The 17497-nt window shown below is 62.0% G+C and carries 15 protein-coding genes and 1 other RNA gene; 14 read left to right on the plus strand and 2 right to left on the minus strand.

Annotation, left to right across the window (positions count from 1 at the left end; translation table 11 throughout):
• Positions 1 to 68: 68 nt before the first annotated feature.
• Together BFN10_RS20440 and BFN10_RS20445 are read right to left on the minus strand one after the other, a co-directional pair.
• On the minus strand, positions 69 to 440 hold the full coding sequence (locus tag BFN10_RS20440; RefSeq protein ID WP_071491179.1) for a YraN family protein: 372 nt from the start codon (positions 438 to 440) through the stop codon (positions 69 to 71).
• Complete coding sequence (locus BFN10_RS20445; RefSeq protein ID WP_071491180.1) at positions 440 to 2251, minus strand: penicillin-binding protein activator; 1812 nt, start codon at positions 2249 to 2251, stop codon at positions 440 to 442. The genes BFN10_RS20440 and BFN10_RS20445 overlap by 1 nt, the downstream gene beginning before the upstream one ends.
• A 176-nt stretch (positions 2252 to 2427) precedes the next feature.
• Here BFN10_RS20445 and rsmI point away from each other — a divergent pair, with 176 nt between their 5' ends.
• The 14 genes from rsmI to BFN10_RS20515 all read left to right on the plus strand — a co-directional run bounded on the left by rsmI (position 2428) and on the right by BFN10_RS20515 (position 17495).
• A complete protein-coding gene (gene rsmI / locus BFN10_RS20450) occupies positions 2428 to 3333 on the plus strand; it encodes a 16S rRNA (cytidine(1402)-2'-O)-methyltransferase (protein ID WP_162276395.1) in 906 nt (301 codons plus the stop codon).
• A gap of 96 nt (positions 3334 to 3429) precedes the next feature.
• Positions 3430 to 3783, plus strand: an RNA gene (gene rnpB, locus BFN10_RS20455) — RNase P RNA component class A.
• A gap of 354 nt (positions 3784 to 4137) precedes the next feature.
• Positions 4138 to 4593 (plus strand): division/cell wall cluster transcriptional repressor MraZ, encoded by a 456-nt coding sequence (gene mraZ / locus BFN10_RS20460; protein ID WP_004371993.1) that lies wholly within the window; start codon positions 4138 to 4140, stop codon positions 4591 to 4593.
• Positions 4590 to 5537, plus strand: a complete 948-nt coding sequence (gene rsmH, locus BFN10_RS20465) for a 16S rRNA (cytosine(1402)-N(4))-methyltransferase RsmH (protein WP_010213048.1) — start codon at positions 4590 to 4592, stop codon at positions 5535 to 5537. Before mraZ ends, rsmH begins: the two co-directional genes overlap by 4 nt.
• Positions 5534 to 5827 carry a cell division protein FtsL gene (gene ftsL, locus BFN10_RS20470; protein WP_010213047.1) on the plus strand — a complete coding sequence of 98 codons (294 nt, stop codon included), beginning with the start codon at positions 5534 to 5536 and terminating at the stop codon, positions 5825 to 5827. Before rsmH ends, ftsL begins: the two co-directional genes overlap by 4 nt.
• The gene (locus BFN10_RS20475) at positions 5827 to 7569 is read left to right on the plus strand and encodes a peptidoglycan D,D-transpeptidase FtsI family protein (protein ID WP_165447909.1); all 1743 of its coding nucleotides are present in this window, start codon (positions 5827 to 5829) and stop codon (positions 7567 to 7569) included. The genes ftsL and BFN10_RS20475 overlap by 1 nt, the downstream gene beginning before the upstream one ends.
• A complete protein-coding gene (locus tag BFN10_RS20480) occupies positions 7569 to 9032 on the plus strand; it encodes a UDP-N-acetylmuramoyl-L-alanyl-D-glutamate--2,6-diaminopimelate ligase (protein ID WP_071491181.1) in 1464 nt (487 codons plus the stop codon). Before BFN10_RS20475 ends, BFN10_RS20480 begins: the two co-directional genes overlap by 1 nt.
• On the plus strand, positions 9025 to 10395 hold the full coding sequence (locus BFN10_RS20485) for a UDP-N-acetylmuramoyl-tripeptide--D-alanyl-D-alanine ligase (protein ID WP_071491182.1): 1371 nt from the start codon (positions 9025 to 9027) through the stop codon (positions 10393 to 10395). Before BFN10_RS20480 ends, BFN10_RS20485 begins: the two co-directional genes overlap by 8 nt.
• Positions 10395 to 11477 (plus strand): phospho-N-acetylmuramoyl-pentapeptide-transferase, encoded by a 1083-nt coding sequence (gene mraY, locus BFN10_RS20490; protein WP_071491183.1) that lies wholly within the window; start codon positions 10395 to 10397, stop codon positions 11475 to 11477. The genes BFN10_RS20485 and mraY overlap by 1 nt, the downstream gene beginning before the upstream one ends.
• A 6-nt stretch (positions 11478 to 11483) precedes the next feature.
• Positions 11484 to 12830, plus strand: coding sequence for a UDP-N-acetylmuramoyl-L-alanine--D-glutamate ligase (gene murD, locus BFN10_RS20495; protein WP_071491184.1), 1347 nt, complete (start codon positions 11484 to 11486; stop codon positions 12828 to 12830).
• The gene (gene ftsW / locus BFN10_RS20500; protein WP_053254470.1) at positions 12827 to 14044 is read left to right on the plus strand and encodes a putative lipid II flippase FtsW; all 1218 of its coding nucleotides are present in this window, start codon (positions 12827 to 12829) and stop codon (positions 14042 to 14044) included. The genes murD and ftsW overlap by 4 nt, the downstream gene beginning before the upstream one ends.
• A complete protein-coding gene (murG, locus tag BFN10_RS20505; RefSeq protein ID WP_071491185.1) occupies positions 14034 to 15104 on the plus strand; it encodes an undecaprenyldiphospho-muramoylpentapeptide beta-N-acetylglucosaminyltransferase in 1071 nt (356 codons plus the stop codon). Before ftsW ends, murG begins: the two co-directional genes overlap by 11 nt.
• A complete protein-coding gene (murC, locus tag BFN10_RS20510; RefSeq protein ID WP_071491186.1) occupies positions 15097 to 16542 on the plus strand; it encodes a UDP-N-acetylmuramate--L-alanine ligase in 1446 nt (481 codons plus the stop codon). The genes murG and murC overlap by 8 nt, the downstream gene beginning before the upstream one ends.
• On the plus strand, positions 16539 to 17495 hold the full coding sequence (locus tag BFN10_RS20515; protein ID WP_071491187.1) for a D-alanine--D-alanine ligase: 957 nt from the start codon (positions 16539 to 16541) through the stop codon (positions 17493 to 17495). Before murC ends, BFN10_RS20515 begins: the two co-directional genes overlap by 4 nt.
• The last annotated feature ends 2 nt before the right edge of the window (positions 17496 to 17497 follow it).

Below are 17497 nucleotides of genomic sequence, written 5' to 3' on the forward strand. Positions count from 1 at the left end.
TGTTTGGCACAGGAATGTGCAGCCCGCAAAGCAAAGAGCAAAAGTGTGTGGTGAAGATGTCCGGCGAATCAGCTGTCGAAGGCATTCTTGAGCCAGTTCAGATCAGCCTGACCAGACGGTGTGCTTTCTATGGCAACCACATCGAAACGGCAGGGGGCGTCGGCCCAGCGATGCTCTTTTTGCAGGAAAAACTGCGCGGCGAGTATCAGCTTCTGACGCTTGCGCCCGTCGATACTGGCGAGCGCGCCACCCCATTGTGCGTGTTTTCTGTAGCGGACTTCGACGAATACTACTGTATCGCCGTCAAGCATGACCAGATCAAGCTCACCGCGTTTACATAACCAGTTCTGCGCCAGCAGGCGCAGACCTTGTTGTTGCAAATACTTCAGGGCTTGCAGTTCGGCGTCCTTGCCGCTTTGTGCAGTGGACCGCTCGGGCATCAGCGCGGAGTGTCCGGCAGGCGCTGGATCTCGCCGCCGACAAACTTGGCCCAAGGCATCTGGCGATCAACGCGCTGGTTGGCGCTGATACCCAGGTTGCCCGACAGGCCGTCGACACGGGTGTCTGGCAGCGCCTTGAGTTGCCCCAGGCGCGGCGCCAGGCGGTAGGCGTCGACGCCCATCGCGTACAGGCGGCCGAGGCTGCCATTGGCTTGTGGCCATTGTGCGGCTACCTGGTTGCGCAGTGGGTCGGTAGTGTTGAGCAACCACGGTGTTTCGCAAAACATCACGTTGGTCATGTCCAGGTACTGGTTCTTGTCGCCGCTGGCGCTGAACACGTGGGACGTGGCGTATACCGGCACGTCGCCGGCATATTGGAAGTTCAGGGTCGGCTTGATCTGCTGGGCCAGTTGCGGTGTCACGGCCAGGAAGATGAACTCGATGTCCTGGCGACGCGACGGCTGCGCGGCGACATCGGTGCCGACGGTGCTTTGCAGGCTCTTGGCGCGGCCTTCGCTTTTGCGCAGCTGGAACAGATCGGCAATTTGCTGGGCGAGGGCGACGGGCTGATCGACATACTCAACCCCCATGACCTGGCCGCCATTGGCTTCCCAGTCCTGGCGGAAGGCTTTGTAGACACGCTCACCCCATTCGCCACGCGGAACCATGGCTGCGGCGCGATGCAGGCCGTCGGCACGGGCGCGGCGCGACACTTCGCGGGCTTCGTCTTCAGCGGCCAGGCCGAACTGGAACAGTTGCGCCGGGCTGCGATCAGTCTCGCTGTAGTTCAACGCCAGGGTGGTGATCGGCAATTGCGGGCGGGCACTGAGCTGTTTGACCAGGGGCTTCTCCAGCGGGCCGACCACCAATTGCACGCCGGCGGCCTGGGCCTTGGCGTAGAAGTCGTCGAGGGAGGTCAGGCGTGAGCTGTCATAGAACTCGATGACCGGCGGCTTCTGCCCCGCTTGTTCGGCCTGGTAGTGCGCCGCCATGAAACCTTCACGCAGCGCTTTGCCGACGGAGGCCAGCGGGCCGTCCTGTGGCAGCAGCAGGGCGATCTTGTTCAGAGGCTGGCTGGCCAGTTCCTTGAGCTTGGTCAGCGGCGTTGGCAATTGCACGGCAGCCGGGTGGCCCGGATTCTGTGCGCGCCAGGTGTCGATGGCCGCCTGTTGCTGCTCCAGCGTACCGGCGCCCTTGACCGACTGCGCCAGGGTGATCCAACCATCCAGCACCGGATTGCCGCTGGCTTGCAGCTGTTCGGCCGGCACGGCGGCAATCAACGCCCAGATGGCTTCGTGGTTGTTGTTGGCGGCATCACCCGTGAGCAGTGGGGCCATGGCGACACGTTCCCGGGCGGCAGCCAGGGTCTGGCCGTCGGCTTCATAAGCGCGGGCGTGCACGCTGGCGGTGCGGATCTGCTGTTCAGGCGGCAGGTCCTTCAGGTTTTGCAGGCTCGGGTGGCTCAAGGCAGTCAGCGCCGCCTTGGGCTGGTTGCGCGTCATGGCCAGTTCGGCAGCCAGGGTGCTGGCAAATACTTGCGCGGCGGGCTTGAGGACATCCAGGGGCACTTGCGCAAGAATCTGCGACGAACGCCCAGGGTTGTTCTGCTTGTAGGCCATGTCTGCCGCACTCAGGCGCAGCAACGCGGCCTTTTCTGGCGTCTTGGCGGTAGTGGCCTGTTCGAGCAGTTGCTCGATACTGGCGTCCGGGGTCCGTGGAAGGTCGCCAAGGCTGGACGAGGGCGAGCTGGCGCACGCGGCCAATAAGGCAGCGAGGCAGAGGGCGGAGAGCAGCCGCAGGCAAGCGATCATGTAAGTGTTCCTGATACCGATCAAATTAGCGTGGAATTGTACCCAAGCACTGGCCCAGGCGCGATGTTACTGGCGTGAAACCGTCGAATTAGGTCGTGCAAATGTTGCAACTGGCGTTAAACGGCTGAAAAGGCATCGGCGGTGATGGCATATTTTCAAGGCGCCTACGCGCTACAATGTCGCTTTTGCCAATCATCGAGGTGTGCGTTTTGACTGCTCCAGGTCCTTTGAATTCCACTGCAGGCTCGCTTTTTGTCGTGGCGACGCCCATTGGCAACCTGGACGACATCAGTGCGCGGGCACTGAAAGTGTTGCGCGAGGTTAAATTGATCGCGGCGGAGGACACACGGCACTCCCAGCGTTTGATGCAGCATTTTGGTATCAGCACGCCATTAGCCGCGTGCCACGAACACAACGAGCGCGAAGAAGGCAGCCGTTTTATCGTGCGGCTGCTGGCCGGCGATGATGTGGCGCTGATCTCCGACGCGGGTACACCCCTGATCTCCGACCCAGGCTACCATCTGGTGCGCCAGGCGCGGGCCGCTGGTATCAATGTAGTGCCTGTTCCGGGAGCGTGCGCGCTGATTGCGGCGTTGTCGGCGGCGGGTCTGCCGTCCGACCGTTTTATTTTCGAGGGTTTCCTGCCGGCCAAGGCCGTTGGGCGACGTGCGCGGCTGCAAGCGTTAAAGGAAGAGCCGCGCACCTTGATCTTCTATGAAGCCCCCCATCGCATCCTCGAATGCCTGCAGGACATGGAGCTGGTATTTGGCGGCGCGCGCCTGGCACTGCTGGGGCGTGAGCTGACCAAGACCTTCGAAACCCTCAAGGGTCTGCCGCTGGAAGAGTTGCGTGCGTTTGTCGAAGGCGACAGCAATCAGCAGCGCGGCGAGTGTGTGGTGCTGGTCGCAGGCTGGGCCGCGCCTGAGGACGAAGATGCGGTGGGCAGCGAGGCCATGCGCATCCTGGACCTGCTGCTCAAGGAGATGCCCCTCAAGCGTGCGGCCGCCCTGGCGGCGGAAATCACAGGGGTGCGCAAGAACCTCTTGTATCAAGCGGCGCTGGATAAACAAAAAGGCGAATAGTTCCAGGGTTAAAGCGGTATTCCGTCTGAACGTGATGGCAATTCTGAACTTTTATTACTTGTCCTAAGTCCGTCGTGCCGTTAACCTGCGCGGCGGAGAGTCGATTGGACAGTCGCTGCCCTCTATGAAAATTAGGGGGGGGAGGAAAGTCCGGGCTCCATAGGGCGAAGTGCCAGGTAATGCCTGGGAGGCGTGAGCCTACGGAAAGTGCCACAGAAAATAACCGCCTAAGCACTTCGGTGCCGGTAAGGGTGAAAAGGTGCGGTAAGAGCGCACCGCACGACTGGCAACAGTTCGTGGCTAGGTAAACCCCACTTGGAGCAAGACCAAATAGGGTCCCAAGGCGTGGCCCGCGCTGGGACCGGGTAGGTTGCTAAAGATGTCCAGTGATGGCCATCGTAGACGAATGACTGTTCAAGACAGAACCCGGCTTATAGATCGACTCTCCACCTTTTTCCTTCTGTCCGAATCTCGAGCAGAAACCCGGTAGTAACGCAAGAATCCCTCCCTGCCGAATCATTGGCAGATGCGTCTTCGTAATACCAAAAAAATCTTACTCTTAATAAATTACTTTAACTTTAGCCTATAGCTCTTTGAGCTATTTGCGCTTGTTGGGCCAAAAACATCCCCGAACTCTGTTTTCTCCTCCCTTTACGCTCCTAAATCTCCGTTCTGTAAGGCTTTTCCTTGAATCCGCGCCTTGACGGTGTGGTGGGCGCATTCCTATAGTGTGCGCAAGTGGCGGAAAGTGGCACAAAGTGGGTTTTTTGAACGTAAAACGCTAAAATTTGGAGAAACGCATCTGTGTTTCGCGGAGCTAACGCTATCAGTCTCGATGCAAAAGGCCGTCTCGCCATGCCGAGCCGGTATCGTGACGAGCTCATTTCGCGAAGTTCCGGGCAGTTGATCATCACTATCGATGCCGTTGACCCTTGTTTGTGTGTTTACCCGCTCGATGAGTGGGAGTTGATTGAAACCAAATTGCGCGCCCTGCCTTCATTGCGTGAAGAGAACCGTCGCCTGCAGCGTTTGCTGATTGGTAACGCAGTCGACCTCGAGCTCGATGGCAGCGGTCGTTTCCTGGTGCCGCCGCGCTTGCGTGAGTACGCCAGGCTCGACAAGCGCGCAATGCTGGTCGGCCAACTGAACAAGTTCCAATTGTGGGACGAAGATGCCTGGGATGCTGTTTCTGCAGCTGACCTGGCTGCTATTCAACAACCGGGCGCCATGCCTGATGAACTGCGTGATTTGATCCTGTGACTATTGATAGCGGCTTTAACCACATCACCGTACTGCTTGACGAAGCCGTTGAGGCTCTCGCCGTACGCGCGGATGGCTGCTATCTGGACGGCACGTTCGGCAGGGGCGGGCATAGCCGGTTGATACTCAGCCAGCTCGGGCCCGACGGCAAACTCCTCGGGTTCGACAAGGACCCCCAAGCGATTGCCACCGGGCAAGCGCTAGCGGCCGAAGACGGCCGCTTTGTCGTTGTGCAGCGCAGCTTTGCCGAGCTGGGTGCCGAAGTGGCCGAGCGCGGCATGGCGGGCAAGGTAGCCGGGGTTTTGCTCGACCTGGGCGTGTCCTCGCCGCAGCTCGACGACCCGGAGCGCGGCTTCAGCTTCATGAACGACGGTCCGCTCGACATGCGCATGGACCCGACCCGTGGCGTCAGCGCTGCGCAGTTCATCGCCACCGCGCCAGTGGAAGAAATCGCCCGTGTGTTCAAGGAATACGGTGAGGAGCGCTTCGCTGGTCGTATGGCTCGCGCCGTGGTCGAGCGTCGTGAAATCCAGCCGTTCGAGCGCACTGCCGACCTGGCCGAAGTACTGAAAGTCGCCAACCCCGCGTGGGAAAAGGGCAAGAACCCGGCGACCCGTGCGTTCCAGGGCCTGCGTATTCACGTCAACAACGAGTTGGGCGACCTGGAGGCCGGCCTCGAGGCTGCTCTCGAGGCGCTGGAAGTGGGCGGTCGCCTGGTGGTGATCAGCTTCCACTCTCTGGAAGACCGCATCGTCAAGTTGTTCATGCGTCGCCTGGTCAAGGGTGAGTCCGACAACCTGCCGCGCAACCTGCCGGTACGTTTCGAAGCCTTTGTGCCGAAAATCAAAATCCATGGCAAGGCGCAGTTCGCGTCCGAAGCCGAGCTCAAGGCTAACCCACGTTCCCGTAGCGCTGTCATGCGTGTCGCGGAGAAGTTGCGGTGAGCAAGCTTTTCGCCAAGCCCCTCCCGGGCGGCAGCTTCTTTATGTTGCTGCTGTTTGTCGGCGTGCTGATTTCCGCGATTGCGGTGTCCTACAGCGCCCACTACAACCGCCAGTTGCTCAATACCCTGTACGGGGAATTGAGTGTGCGCGACAAAGCCCAGGCGGAATGGGGCCGGTTGATCCTGGAGCAAAGCACCTGGACAGCCCACAGCCGTATTGAAGTGCTGGCGACTGAACAACTGAAAATGCACATCCCGGGCGCGGCCGAAGTCCGCATGGTGGCGCCATGATGAAACTCGAAGGCGCACTCTATCCATGGCGCTTCCGCCTGATGCTCGGCTTGCTGGCATTGATGGTGGGTGCGATCGCCTGGCGGATCATCGACCTGCAAGTGGTCGACCGTGACTTCCTGATCGGCCAGGGCGATGCCCGTAGCCTGCGTCACATCCCGATTCCTGCACACCGCGGCCTGATCACCGACCGTAACGGCGAACCGCTGGCCGTCAGTACGCCGGTCACCACCCTGTGGGCCAACGCCAAGGAGTTGCAGGTCGCCAAGGATCGCTGGCCGGCGCTTGCCGCCGCGCTGGGGCAAGACCCGAAAGCCTTGGCTGAACGCCTGGAAGCCCAGGCCAATAAAGAATTCATCTACCTGGTTCGCGGCCTTACCCCCGAACAAGGCCAGCAGGTGCTCGACCTTAAAGTCCCCGGTGTCTACGGCATCGAGGAGTTCCGTCGTTTCTACCCGGCCGGTGAAACCACCGCGCATATGGTCGGCTTTACCGACATCGACGACCACGGCCGTGAGGGTGTGGAACTCGCCTACGATGAATGGCTCGCCGGGGTTCCCGGCAAACGACAAGTCATCAAGGATCGGCGCGGCAGACTGATCAAGGATGTCCAAGTCACCAAAAACGCCAAGGCCGGTAAGCCCTTGGCGTTGTCGATTGACCTGCGCCTGCAATACCTGGCCAACCGCGAGTTGCGTAACGCGATCATCGAGAACGGCGCCAAGGCCGGCAGCCTGGTGATCATGGACGTCAAGACCGGCGAGATCCTCGCCATGGTCAACCAGCCGACCTACAACCCCAACAACCGTCGCAACCTGCAGCCGGCGATGATGCGCAACCGCGCCATGATCGACGTGTTCGAGCCGGGTTCGACCATGAAAGCCATCTCCATGAGTGCCGCCCTCGAAACCGGACGCTGGAAACCCAGCGACAAGGTCGAGGTGTATCCGGGTACGTTGCAGCTGGGCAAGTACACCATTCGTGACGTATCCCGTACCGAAGGCCCGGTGCTGGATCTGACAGGTATCCTGATCAACTCCAGTAACGTAGGCATGAGCAAGGTCGCCTTCGATATCGGCGGCGAGACCATTTATCACCTGGCGCAGAAGATCGGTCTGGGCCAGCCCACCGGCCTGGATTTCCCCGGTGAGCGCGTTGGCAACCTGCCGAACTACCGCGACTGGAAAAAGGCCGAGACCGCCACGCTTTCCTACGGCTACGGCTTGTCGGTGACGGCGATCCAACTGGCCCATGCTTTCTCTGTATTGGCAAATAATGGGCGCATGGTTCCGCTGAGCCTGATCCATGTCGACGAAGCGCCGAAAGCCACCCAGGTGATTCCGGAAAACGTCGCCAAGACCATGCAAGGCATGCTGCAACAAGTGATCGAAGCGCCACGCGGCGTATTCCGTGCCCAGGTGCCGGCGTATCACGTAGCCGGCAAGTCGGGTACTGCGCGTAAAACGTCGGTGGGTACCAAGGGCTACGCGGAAAATTCGTACCGTTCGTTGTTCGCCGGTTTCGGCCCGATGAGCGATCCACGCTACGCCATCGTGGTGGTGATCGATGAGCCGAGCAAAGCCGGTTACTTCGGTGGCCTGGTCTCGGCGCCGGTGTTCAGCAAAGTGATGTCCGGCACCCTGCGCCTGATGAACATCACACCGGACAACCTGCCGCCGACCCAACAAGCGAACGCCGGTCCACCGGCCGCTGCTGTAAAAGCCAATGGAGGGCGCGGCTGATGTCTCTTAGCCTGAACAAGATTTTTGCCCACGCCGGCCGCGATCTGCTGATCCGTGAATTGAGCCTGGACAGTCGCAATGTGCGCGCCGGTGACCTGTTCCTGGCGGTGCCGGGGGGCAAGTTCGATGGCCGTGCACATATTGCGGACGCCCTGCAACGTGGCGCGGCTGCCGTGGCCTACGAAGTGGAAGGCGCAACCGTGTTGCCGATCACCGATGTCCCGCTGATTCCGGTCAAGGGGCTGGCCAAACAGCTCTCGGACATTGCCGGGCGTTTCTATGGCGAGCCAAGTCGACATCTCAACCTGGTTGGCGTTACCGGCACCAACGGCAAGACCAGTGTGACCCAATTGATTGCCCAGGCCCTTGACCTGCTGGGGCAACACTGCGGCATCGTCGGCACCCTGGGCACTGGTTTCTACGGCGCGCTGCAAAGCGGCCTGCACACCACGCCGAACCCGATTGCCGTGCAAGCGACCCTGGCCGACCTGAAAAAGGCCGGCGCCAAGGCGGTTGCCATGGAAGTGTCGTCCCACGGTTTGCACCAGGGCCGGGTTGCTGCCCTGGCGTTTGATGTGGCGGTGATGACCAACCTGTCCCGCGATCACCTCGACTACCACGGCACCATGGAAGCCTACGCGGCCGAGAAGGCCAAGCTGTTCGCCTGGAACGACTTGAAGTGCCGCGTGGTGAACCTGGACGACGAGTTCGGTCGCCAACTGGCCGCCGAAGAGCGTGAGTCGCGCCTGATCAGCTACAGCCTGGAAGATTCCAGCGCGTACCTGTACTGCCGCGACGCGCAATTCAATGACGAAGGCGTGCGCGCGACGCTGGTGACGCCCCAGGGCGAACATCATTTGCGCAGCACCTTGCTCGGTCGTTTCAACCTGAGCAACACCCTGGCGGCCGTCGGCGCATTGCTCGGCCTGGATTACGCCCTCGACGAAATCCTGCGTGTGCTGCCGAAGCTGGAAGGCCCGGTCGGTCGCATGCAGCGCCTGGGTGGCGGCAAACAGCCGTTGGTGGTGGTCGATTACGCCCACACGCCGGATGCCCTGGAAAAAGTCCTGGTGGCCCTGCGTCCCCACGCCAAGGGCAAGTTGTTGTGCCTGTTTGGTTGCGGCGGTGATCGTGATCGCGGCAAGCGCCCGTTGATGGCCGAGATTGTCGAGCGCTTGGCCGATGGCGTGCTCGTCACCGACGACAACCCACGCAGTGAAGACCCGAGCCAGATTTTCGACGACATCCGCGTCGGCTTCAAAGACGTGTCCAAGGCGACGTTCGTTGCCGGTCGCGGCGCAGCCATTGCCCAATTGATCGCCGGCGCCAGTGCTGACGACGTGGTGGTGCTGGCCGGTAAAGGTCACGAGGACTATCAGGAAATCAACGGCGAGCGCCATGCCTTCTCCGATCTGGTCGAGGCCGATCACGCCTTGACCGCCTGGGAGGTTGCCCATGCTTAAACCGATGACATTCAGCGAACTGGTCCAGGCCTTGTCGGCCCGTATGCTGTCGAGCGATTGCCGCTTCGACGGCGTGAGTATCGACAGCCGCAACATCAAGCCGGGGCAACTTTTTGTCGCCCTGGCGGGCCCGCGTTTCGATGGTCACGACTACCTGAATGAAGTTGCCGCCAAAGGCGCCGTGGGTGCCTTGGTGCAGCGCGAAGTCGCGGATTCCACACTGCCGCAACTGCTGGTCGCCGACACCCGTCTGGCCCTTGGCCAATTGGGTGCGTTGAACCGTGCCGGGTTCACCAACCCCGTTGCGGCCATCACGGGATCCAGCGGCAAGACCACGGTCAAGGAGTTGCTTGCCGGGGTACTGCGCACGCGCGGCCCGGTGCTTGCCACCCGTGGCAACCTGAACAATGATTTCGGCGCACCGTTGACCCTGCTCGAACTGGCCCCTGAACATACGGCGGCGGTGATCGAGCTGGGCGCATCGCGCATCGGCGAAATCGCCTACACCGTGGCGCTGACCAAGCCCCACGTGGCGATCATCAACAATGCCGGAACCGCCCACGTCGGCGAGTTCGGCGGCCCGGAAAAGATCGTCGAAGCCAAGGGTGAAATCCTCGAAGGCCTCGATGCATCCGGCACCGCTGTCTTGAATCTCGATGACAAGGCCTTCGAGACCTGGCGTGTACGCGCCGCCGGTCGCAAGGTCCTGACGTTTGCCGTGCTCAATGCTGCGGCTGATTTCCACGCATCCAACATCACCGTTGATGCCCGTGGCTGCCCGTCTTTTACCTTGCACACCCTGCAAGGCAATGAGCACGTGCAGTTGAACCTGCTGGGCAACCATAACGTCGCCAATGCCCTGGCCGCTGCCGCTGCCGCCTACGCCCTGGGCGTGTCGCTGTTCGGTATCGCCACCGGGCTTGGCGCGGTGCAGCCGGTCAAGGGCCGTACCGTGGCGCAGCTGGCAACCAATGGCATGCGCGTGATCGATGACACTTACAACGCCAACCAGTCCTCGGTCTGCGCCGCCATCGACCTGCTCAAAGGCTTCGACGGCCGCAAGGTACTGGTGCTGGGCGACATCGCCGAGCTGGGCGACTGGGCCGAACAGTCCCACCGTGAAGTCGGTGCCTACGCGGCCGGCAAAGTCGACGCGCTGTACGCCGTCGGCCCGAACATGGCTCACGCTGTCAAAGCGTTCGGCCCCGGCGCGCTGCATTTCGCGACCCAGGCCGAGCTGATCCAGGCGCTGGCGGCGGCTGAACACGACAAACACACAACCATTTTGATCAAGGGATCGCGCAGCGCGGTGATGGAAAACGTCGTCGCGGCCTTGTGTGGCTCAAGTACGGAGAAACATTAATGCTGCTGCTGCTGGCTGAGTATCTGCAACAGTTCCACAAAGGCTTCGCGGTCTTCCAGTACCTGACCCTGCGCGGGATCCTGGGTGTGCTGACCGCGTTGTGTTTGTCGCTGTTCCTGGGGCCGTGGATGATCCGCACCCTGCAGAACCTGCAAATTGGTCAATCGGTTCGTAATGACGGCCCGCAGTCGCACCTGTCCAAGTCCGGCACACCGACCATGGGCGGTGCGCTGATCCTGTCGTCCATCGGCATCAGCACCTTGCTGTGGGCTGACCTGCACAACCGCTATGTGTGGGTGGTGCTCTTGGTGACCCTGTTGTTCGGCGCCATCGGTTGGGTGGACGACTACCGCAAGGTGATCGAGAAAAACTCCAAGGGGCTGCCAAGCCGCTGGAAGTATTTCTGGCAGTCGGTGTTTGGCCTCGCTGCGGCGATCTTCCTCTACACCACTGCGCCAAGCGCGGTGGAGACGACCCTGATCATCCCGATGCTCAAGGACGCCAGCATTCCCCTGGGCATCGGCTTCGTGGTGCTGACCTACTTCGTGATTGTCGGCTCCAGCAACGCAGTGAACCTCACCGACGGCCTCGACGGCCTGGCGATCATGCCGACGGTGATGGTGGGCGGCGCGCTCGGCATCTTCTGCTACCTGTCGGGTAACGTGAAATTCGCTGAATACCTGCTGATTCCTTATGTACCGGGCGCGGGTGAACTGATTGTGTTCTGCGGCGCGCTGATCGGTGCCGGCTTGGGCTTCCTGTGGTTCAACACCTACCCGGCGCAAGTGTTCATGGGCGACGTCGGCGCCCTGGCGCTGGGCGCGGCCCTCGGCACCATCGCGGTGATCGTGCGCCAGGAAATCGTGCTGTTCATCATGGGCGGTGTGTTCGTGATGGAAACCCTGTCGGTGGTCATCCAGGTGGCGTCCTTCAAATTGACCGGGCGTCGTGTGTTCCGCATGGCGCCGATTCACCACCACTTTGAACTCAAGGGCTGGCCCGAGCCACGCGTGATCGTCCGCTTCTGGATCATCACGGTGATCCTGGTGCTGATCGGCCTTGCCACCCTGAAACTGAGGTAGAAACGAGTGTCCCTGATCGCTTCAGACCACTTCCGCATCGTTGTCGGCCTCGGCAAGAGCGGCATGTCCCTGGTTCGCTTCCTGGCGAACCGCGGCACGTCGTTTGCCGTGGCCGATACGCGGGAAAATCCACCGGAGCTGGTCACGCTGCGCCGTGACTACCCGCACGTGGAAGTGCGTTGTGGCGAGCTGGATGTCGAGTTTCTGTGCCGTGCCGATGAGCTCTACGTGAGCCCCGGCCTGGCCCTGGCGACCCCGGCCCTGCAAGCCGCCGCTGCCCGTGGCGTGAAGCTGTCCGGCGATATCGACCTGTTCGCCCGTAATGCGAAGGCGCCGATCGTGGCCATCAGCGGCTCCAACGCGAAAAGCACCGTGACCACCCTGGTCGGCGAGATGGCGGCTGCGGCCGGCAAGCGCGTGGCCGTGGGCGGCAACCTCGGTACACCCGCGCTGGACCTGCTCAGTGACGACATCGAGTTGTACGTGATGGAGCTGTCGAGCTTCCAGCTGGAAACCACCCACGACCTCGGCGCCGAAGTGGCGACCGTGTTGAACGTGAGCGAGGACCACATGGACCGCTACAGCGGCCTGCCGGCGTACCACCTGGCCAAGCACCGGATCTTCCGGGGTGCGCGGCAAGTCGTGGTCAACCGCCAGGATGCCCTGAGCCGTCCGCTGATGGGCGAGGGCCTGCCCTGCTGGACCTTCGGCCTCGGCAAACCCGATTTCAAAGCCTTCGGCATCCGCGAAGAGAACGGCGAGAAATACCTGGCCTTCGAATTCCAGAACCTGATGCCGGTGCGCGAGCTGAAAATCCGTGGCGCCCATAACCAGTCCAATGCCCTGGCGGCGTTGGCGCTGGGGCATGCCGTCGGCCTGCCGTTTGACGCCATGCTCTCGGCGCTGCGCAGCTTTGGCGGCCTTGAGCATCGCTGCCAGTGGGTGCGCGACCTTGATGGCGTCAGCTATTACAACGATTCCAAGGCCACCAACGTGGGTGCAGCCCTGGCAGCCATCGAAGGCCTTGGCGCCGATATCGACGGCAAGCTGGTGTTGATCGCCGGTGGCGACGGCAAGGGTGCCGACTTCAAGGACCTTAAAGGCCCGGTGGCTGAGCATTGCCGCGCCGTGGTGCTGATGGGCCGCGATTCCGATCTGATCGCCGCCGCCCTCGGTGACGCGGTGCCGCAAGTGCGCGCCACGTCCCTGGACGACGCCATCGCCCGTTGCAAGGCCCTGGCCCAGTCCGGCGATGCGGTGCTGCTGTCGCCAGCCTGCGCCAGTTTCGACATGTTCAAGAACTACGAAGAGCGCGGCCAGCTGTTCGCCCGCGCCGTGGAGGCCTTGGCATGAATTTCCGGAATATCATCAAGCCGTACCCATCGCCGATCATTACCGGGCGCGGTATCGACCTCGATTTCCCGATGCTCGCCGGTTGCCTCGCCTTGTTGGGCCTGGGCCTGGTGATGATTACCTCGGCGTCGTCCGAAGTGGCTGCCGTGCAGTCGGGCAATACCCTGTACATGATGATCCGTCACCTGGTGTACCTGGTGATCGGCCTCGGCGCCTGCATCGTCACCATGATGATCCCCATCGCCACCTGGCAACGCCTGGGCTGGTTGATGCTGATCGGGGCGTTCGGCTTGCTGGTCATGGTGATCCTGCCCGGCATCGGCCGCGAGGTGAATGGTTCGATGCGCTGGATCGGTTTCGGCGCGTTCAACGTGCAGCCGTCGGAAATCGCCAAGGTGTTCGTGGTGATCTACCTAGCCGGCTACCTGGTACGTCGCCAGAAAGAAGTGCGCGAAAGCTGGATGGGGTTCTTCAAGCCGTTCATCGTGCTGCTGCCCATGGCTGGCCTGCTGCTGATGGAGCCCGACTTCGGCGCCACCGTCGTGATGATGGGCGCTGCTGCGGCGATGCTGTTCCTCGGCGGCGTGGGGCTGTTCCGCTTCACCCTGATGGTGGTGCTGGCCGTGGCTGCCGTGACGGTCCTGGTGCAGGCACAACCCTACCGGATGGCGCGTCTGATCACCTTCACCGACCCCTGGTCCGACCAGTTCGGCTCCGGCTACCAGTTGACCCAGGCGCTGATCGCCTTCGGTCGCGGCGAGTGGCTGGGCGTGGGCCTGGGCAACAGTGTGCAGAAGCAGTTCTACCTGCCGGAAGCGCACACCGACTTCGTGTTCTCGGTACTGGCCGAAGAGCTCGGTGTGGTGGGTTCGCTATGCACCGTCGCGCTGTTCGTGTTCGTGTGTGTACGCGGCATGTACATCGGCCTGTGGGCCGAGAAGGCCAAACAGTATTTCGCCGCCTATGTGGCGTACGGCTTGTCGTTCCTGTGGATCGGCCAGTTCCTGATCAATATCGGTGTGAACGTCGGCCTGTTGCCGACCAAGGGCCTGACCTTGCCGTTCCTCAGTTATGGCGGCAGTTCGTTGGTGATCTGCTGCGCGTGCCTGGGCTTGTTGCTGCGCATCGAGTGGGAGAGTCGAACCCACCTGGGCAGCGAAGAGATGGAATTCAGCGAAAGCGATTTCGCCGAGGAGCCCACCCATGGGCGCTAACGTGCTGATCATGGCGGGCGGCACCGGGGGCCACGTGTTCCCGGCCCTGGCCTGCGCGCGGGAATTCCAGAACCGTGGCTACACCGTACACTGGTTGGGCACGCCGCGCGGTATCGAAAACGAATTGGTGCCGAATGCCGGCTTGCCGCTGCACCTGATCAACGTCACCGGCCTGCGCGGCAAGGGCAAGTTGTCCCTGCTCAAGGCGCCGTTCGTGTTGCTCAAGGCGGTGTGGCAGGCGCGCAAGATCATTCGTGAACTGAAGCCGGTGTGTGTGCTCGGTTTTGGTGGCTATGTGACCGGCCCTGGTGGCGTCGCGGCCAGGCTCGCCGGTGTGCCGGTGATTGTGCACGAACAGAACGCCGTCGCCGGCACCGCCAACCGCCTGCTGGTGCCCTTGGCGGCGCGGGTGTGCGAGGCCTTTCCGAAGACCTTTGGTGCATCGGACAAGCTGCGCACTACTGGCAACCCGGTGCGCACCGAACTGTTCATGGGCATCGCCCGTGAAGCCTTGGCCGGGCGCAAGGCGCACCTGCTGGTCATGGGCGGCAGCCTGGGCTCCGAGCCTTTGAACAAATTGCTGCCGCAAGCCCTGGCGCAACTTCCTGTGGAGTTGCGCCCTGAGGTCTTCCACCAGGCGGGCAAAGATCATGGTGAAGTCACCGCCACGCGCTATCGCGAGGCCGGTGTGGAGGCGAATGTACAGCCCTTCATCAAAGACATGGCCCATGCCTATGGCTGGGCCGACCTGGTGGTCTGCCGCTCCGGTGCGCTGACCGTCAGTGAACTGGCCGCCGCCGGTCTGCCGTCGTTGCTGGTGCCTTTGCCCCACGCGATCGACGATCACCAGACCCGCAACGCTGAATATTTGGCCGGGGAGGGCGCTGCCTTCCTGCTGCCGCAAAGAACGACTGGCGCCGCCGACTTGGCCGCACGCCTGACCGAGGTATTGATGCAACCGGAACGACTCAACAGCATGGCGAGCACCGCAAGCCGCCTGGCCAAACCTGACGCAACCCGCACCGTGGTCGATATCTGCCTGGAGGTGGCCCATGGTTGAGAATCAGAAAGCCATGCCGCAACCGGAAATGCGCCGCATCCGTCGCATCCACTTCGTCGGTATCGGCGGCGTGGGCATGTGCGGCATTGCCGAAGTACTGCTGAACCTGGGCTACCAGGTGTCCGGCTCCGACTTGAAAGAGTCGCCGGTCACCGACCGCCTGAAGTCGTTCGGCGCGCAGATCTTTATCGGCCACCGTGCCGAGAACGCCGCCGAGGCCGATGTGCTGGTGGTGTCCAGCGCCGTGAACACCTCCAACCCGGAAGTGGCCACCGCCCTTGAGCGCCGCATTCCCGTGGTGCCTCGCGCCGAGATGCTGGCCGAGCTGATGCGCTATCGCCACGGCATCGCCGTCGCCGGCACCCATGGCAAAACCACTACTACCAGCCTGATTGCCTCGGTGTTCGCCGCCGGAGGCCTGGACCCGACGTTTGTCATTGGTGGCCGCCTGAATGCCGCTGGCACCAATGCCCAGCTCGGCACCAGTCGTTACCTGATCGCCGAAGCCGATGAAAGCGATGCGAGCTTCCTGCATTTGCAACCGCTGGTGGCTGTGGTCACCAACATCGACGCCGACCATATGGCGACCTACGACGGTGACTTCAACAAGCTGAAGAAAACCTTCGTCGAGTTCCTGCACAACCTGCCGTTCTACGGTCTGGCGGTGGTGTGCCTGGACGATCCGGTGGTGCGCGAAATCCTGCCGCTGGTCAAGCGTCCGACCGTGACCTACGGCTTCAGCGAAGACGCCGACGTGCGCGCCATCAATGTGCGCCAGGAAGGCATGCAAACCTTCTTCACCGTGCTGCGTCCGGACCGTGAGCCATTGGATGTCTCGGTGAACATGCCGGGCAACCACAACGTACTCAATTCCCTGGCGACCATCTGCATCGCCACCGACGAGGGCGTCAGCGATGAAGCCATCGTCGAAGGCCTGTCGCGCTTTGCCGGCGTGGGCCGTCGCTTCCAGGTCTACGGCCAGTTGCCGGTAGAGGGCGGTGACGTGATGCTGGTGGACGACTACGGTCACCACCCGACCGAAGTCGCCGCGGTGATCAAGGCTGTGCGTGGTGGCTGGCCGGAGCGTCGCCTGGTGATGGTGTACCAGCCGCATCGCTACAGCCGTACTCGCGACCTGTACGACGATTTCGTCAATGTACTGGCCGATGCCAACGTGCTGCTGTTGATGGAAGTCTACCCGGCGGGCGAAGAGCCGATCCCGGGCGCCGACAGCCGCAAGCTGTGCAACAGCATCCGTCAGCGCGGCCAGTTGGACCCGATCTACATCGAACGTGGCGTAGACCTGGCGCCAATCGTCAAGCCGCTGCTGCGTGCCGGCGACATCCTGCTGTGCCAGGGCGCCGGTGACATTGGTGGCCTTGCGCCGAAATTGCTGGCGAGCCCGCTGTTTGCGGCAAAAAAGGGAGCGGCGAAATGATCACTGACTACGCCTCCCTGTTTTCCACGATCACGCCTGCCGACTTCGGTCGCGTAGCCGTATTGTTCGGCGGCAAGAGCGCCGAGCGCGAAGTGTCGCTCAAGTCCGGCAACGCCGTGCTCGAAGCCTTGCAAAGTGCCGGCGTGAACGCCTTCGGTATCGACGTGGGCGATGACTTCCTCGCCCGCCTGCAGGCCGAGAAGATCGACCGCGCCTTCATCATCCTGCATGGCCGTGGCGGTGAAGACGGCAGCATGCAAGGCCTGCTGGAGTGTGCCGGCATCCCTTACACGGGCAGCGGCATCCTCGCGTCCGCGCTGGCGATGGACAAGTTGCGCACCAAGCAGGTGTGGCACAGCCTGGGCATTCCGACCCCGCGTCACAGTGTGCTGTGCAGCGAAGACGATTGTATTTCTGCAGCCAAGGAACTGGGCCTGCCTTTGATCGTCAAACCTGCCCATGAAGGCTCCAGTATCGGCATGGCCAAAGTGAACTCGGCCGCCGAATTGATCGACGCATGGAAAGCGGCAAGTACCTACGATTCGCAAGTGTTGGTGGAACAGTGGATCCAGGGTCCCGAGTACACCATCGCCACCCTGCGTGGCCAGGTATTGCCGCCCATCGCATTGGGCACGCCCCACACCTTTTACGACTACGACGCCAAGTACCTGGCTTCCGATACCCAGTACCGGATCCCGTGCGGCCTTGACGCAGCCAAGGAACAGGAATTGATGGACCTCACGGCGAAAGCCTGTGAGGCGTTGGGTATCGCCGGTTGGGCGCGGGCAGACGTGATGCAGGATGACCAAGGGAATTTCTGGTTCCTGGAAGTCAACACCGCACCGGGCATGACCGACCACAGCCTGGTACCTATGGCCGCTCGCGCTGCGGGCCTGGATTTCCAGCAACTGGTGCTGGCGATCCTGGCCGCAAGCATTGAGCCACGAGGCTAAGG

The sequence above is a fragment of the Pseudomonas extremorientalis genome (genome assembly GCF_001870465.1).
Lineage (GTDB): Bacteria > Pseudomonadota > Gammaproteobacteria > Pseudomonadales > Pseudomonadaceae > Aquipseudomonas > Aquipseudomonas extremorientalis.

Bases quoted from the DNA above. Each gene is read 5' to 3' on its own strand.
- BFN10_RS20485 (WP_071491182.1), top strand. From the start codon at position 9,025: ATGCTTAAACCGATGACATTCAGCGAACTGGTCCAGGCCTTGTCGGCC.
- mraY (WP_071491183.1), top strand. From the start codon at position 10,395: ATGCTGCTGCTGCTGGCTGAGTATCTGCAACAGTTCCACAAAGGCTTC.
- murC (WP_071491186.1), top strand. From the start codon at position 15,097: ATGGTTGAGAATCAGAAAGCCATGCCGCAACCGGAAATGCGCCGCATC.
- murG (WP_071491185.1), top strand. From the start codon at position 14,034: ATGGGCGCTAACGTGCTGATCATGGCGGGCGGCACCGGGGGCCACGTG.
- BFN10_RS20475 (WP_165447909.1), top strand. From the start codon at position 5,827: ATGAAACTCGAAGGCGCACTCTATCCATGGCGCTTCCGCCTGATGCTC.
- BFN10_RS20480 (WP_071491181.1), top strand. From the start codon at position 7,569: ATGTCTCTTAGCCTGAACAAGATTTTTGCCCACGCCGGCCGCGATCTG.
- BFN10_RS20445 (WP_071491180.1), bottom strand. From the start codon at position 2,251: ATGATCGCTTGCCTGCGGCTGCTCTCCGCCCTCTGCCTCGCTGCCTTA.
- ftsW (WP_053254470.1), top strand. From the start codon at position 12,827: ATGAATTTCCGGAATATCATCAAGCCGTACCCATCGCCGATCATTACC.
- BFN10_RS20440 (WP_071491179.1), bottom strand. From the start codon at position 440: ATGCCCGAGCGGTCCACTGCACAAAGCGGCAAGGACGCCGAACTGCAA.
- rsmI (WP_162276395.1), top strand. From the start codon at position 2,428: ATGTCGCTTTTGCCAATCATCGAGGTGTGCGTTTTGACTGCTCCAGGT.
- BFN10_RS20515 (WP_071491187.1), top strand. From the start codon at position 16,539: ATGATCACTGACTACGCCTCCCTGTTTTCCACGATCACGCCTGCCGAC.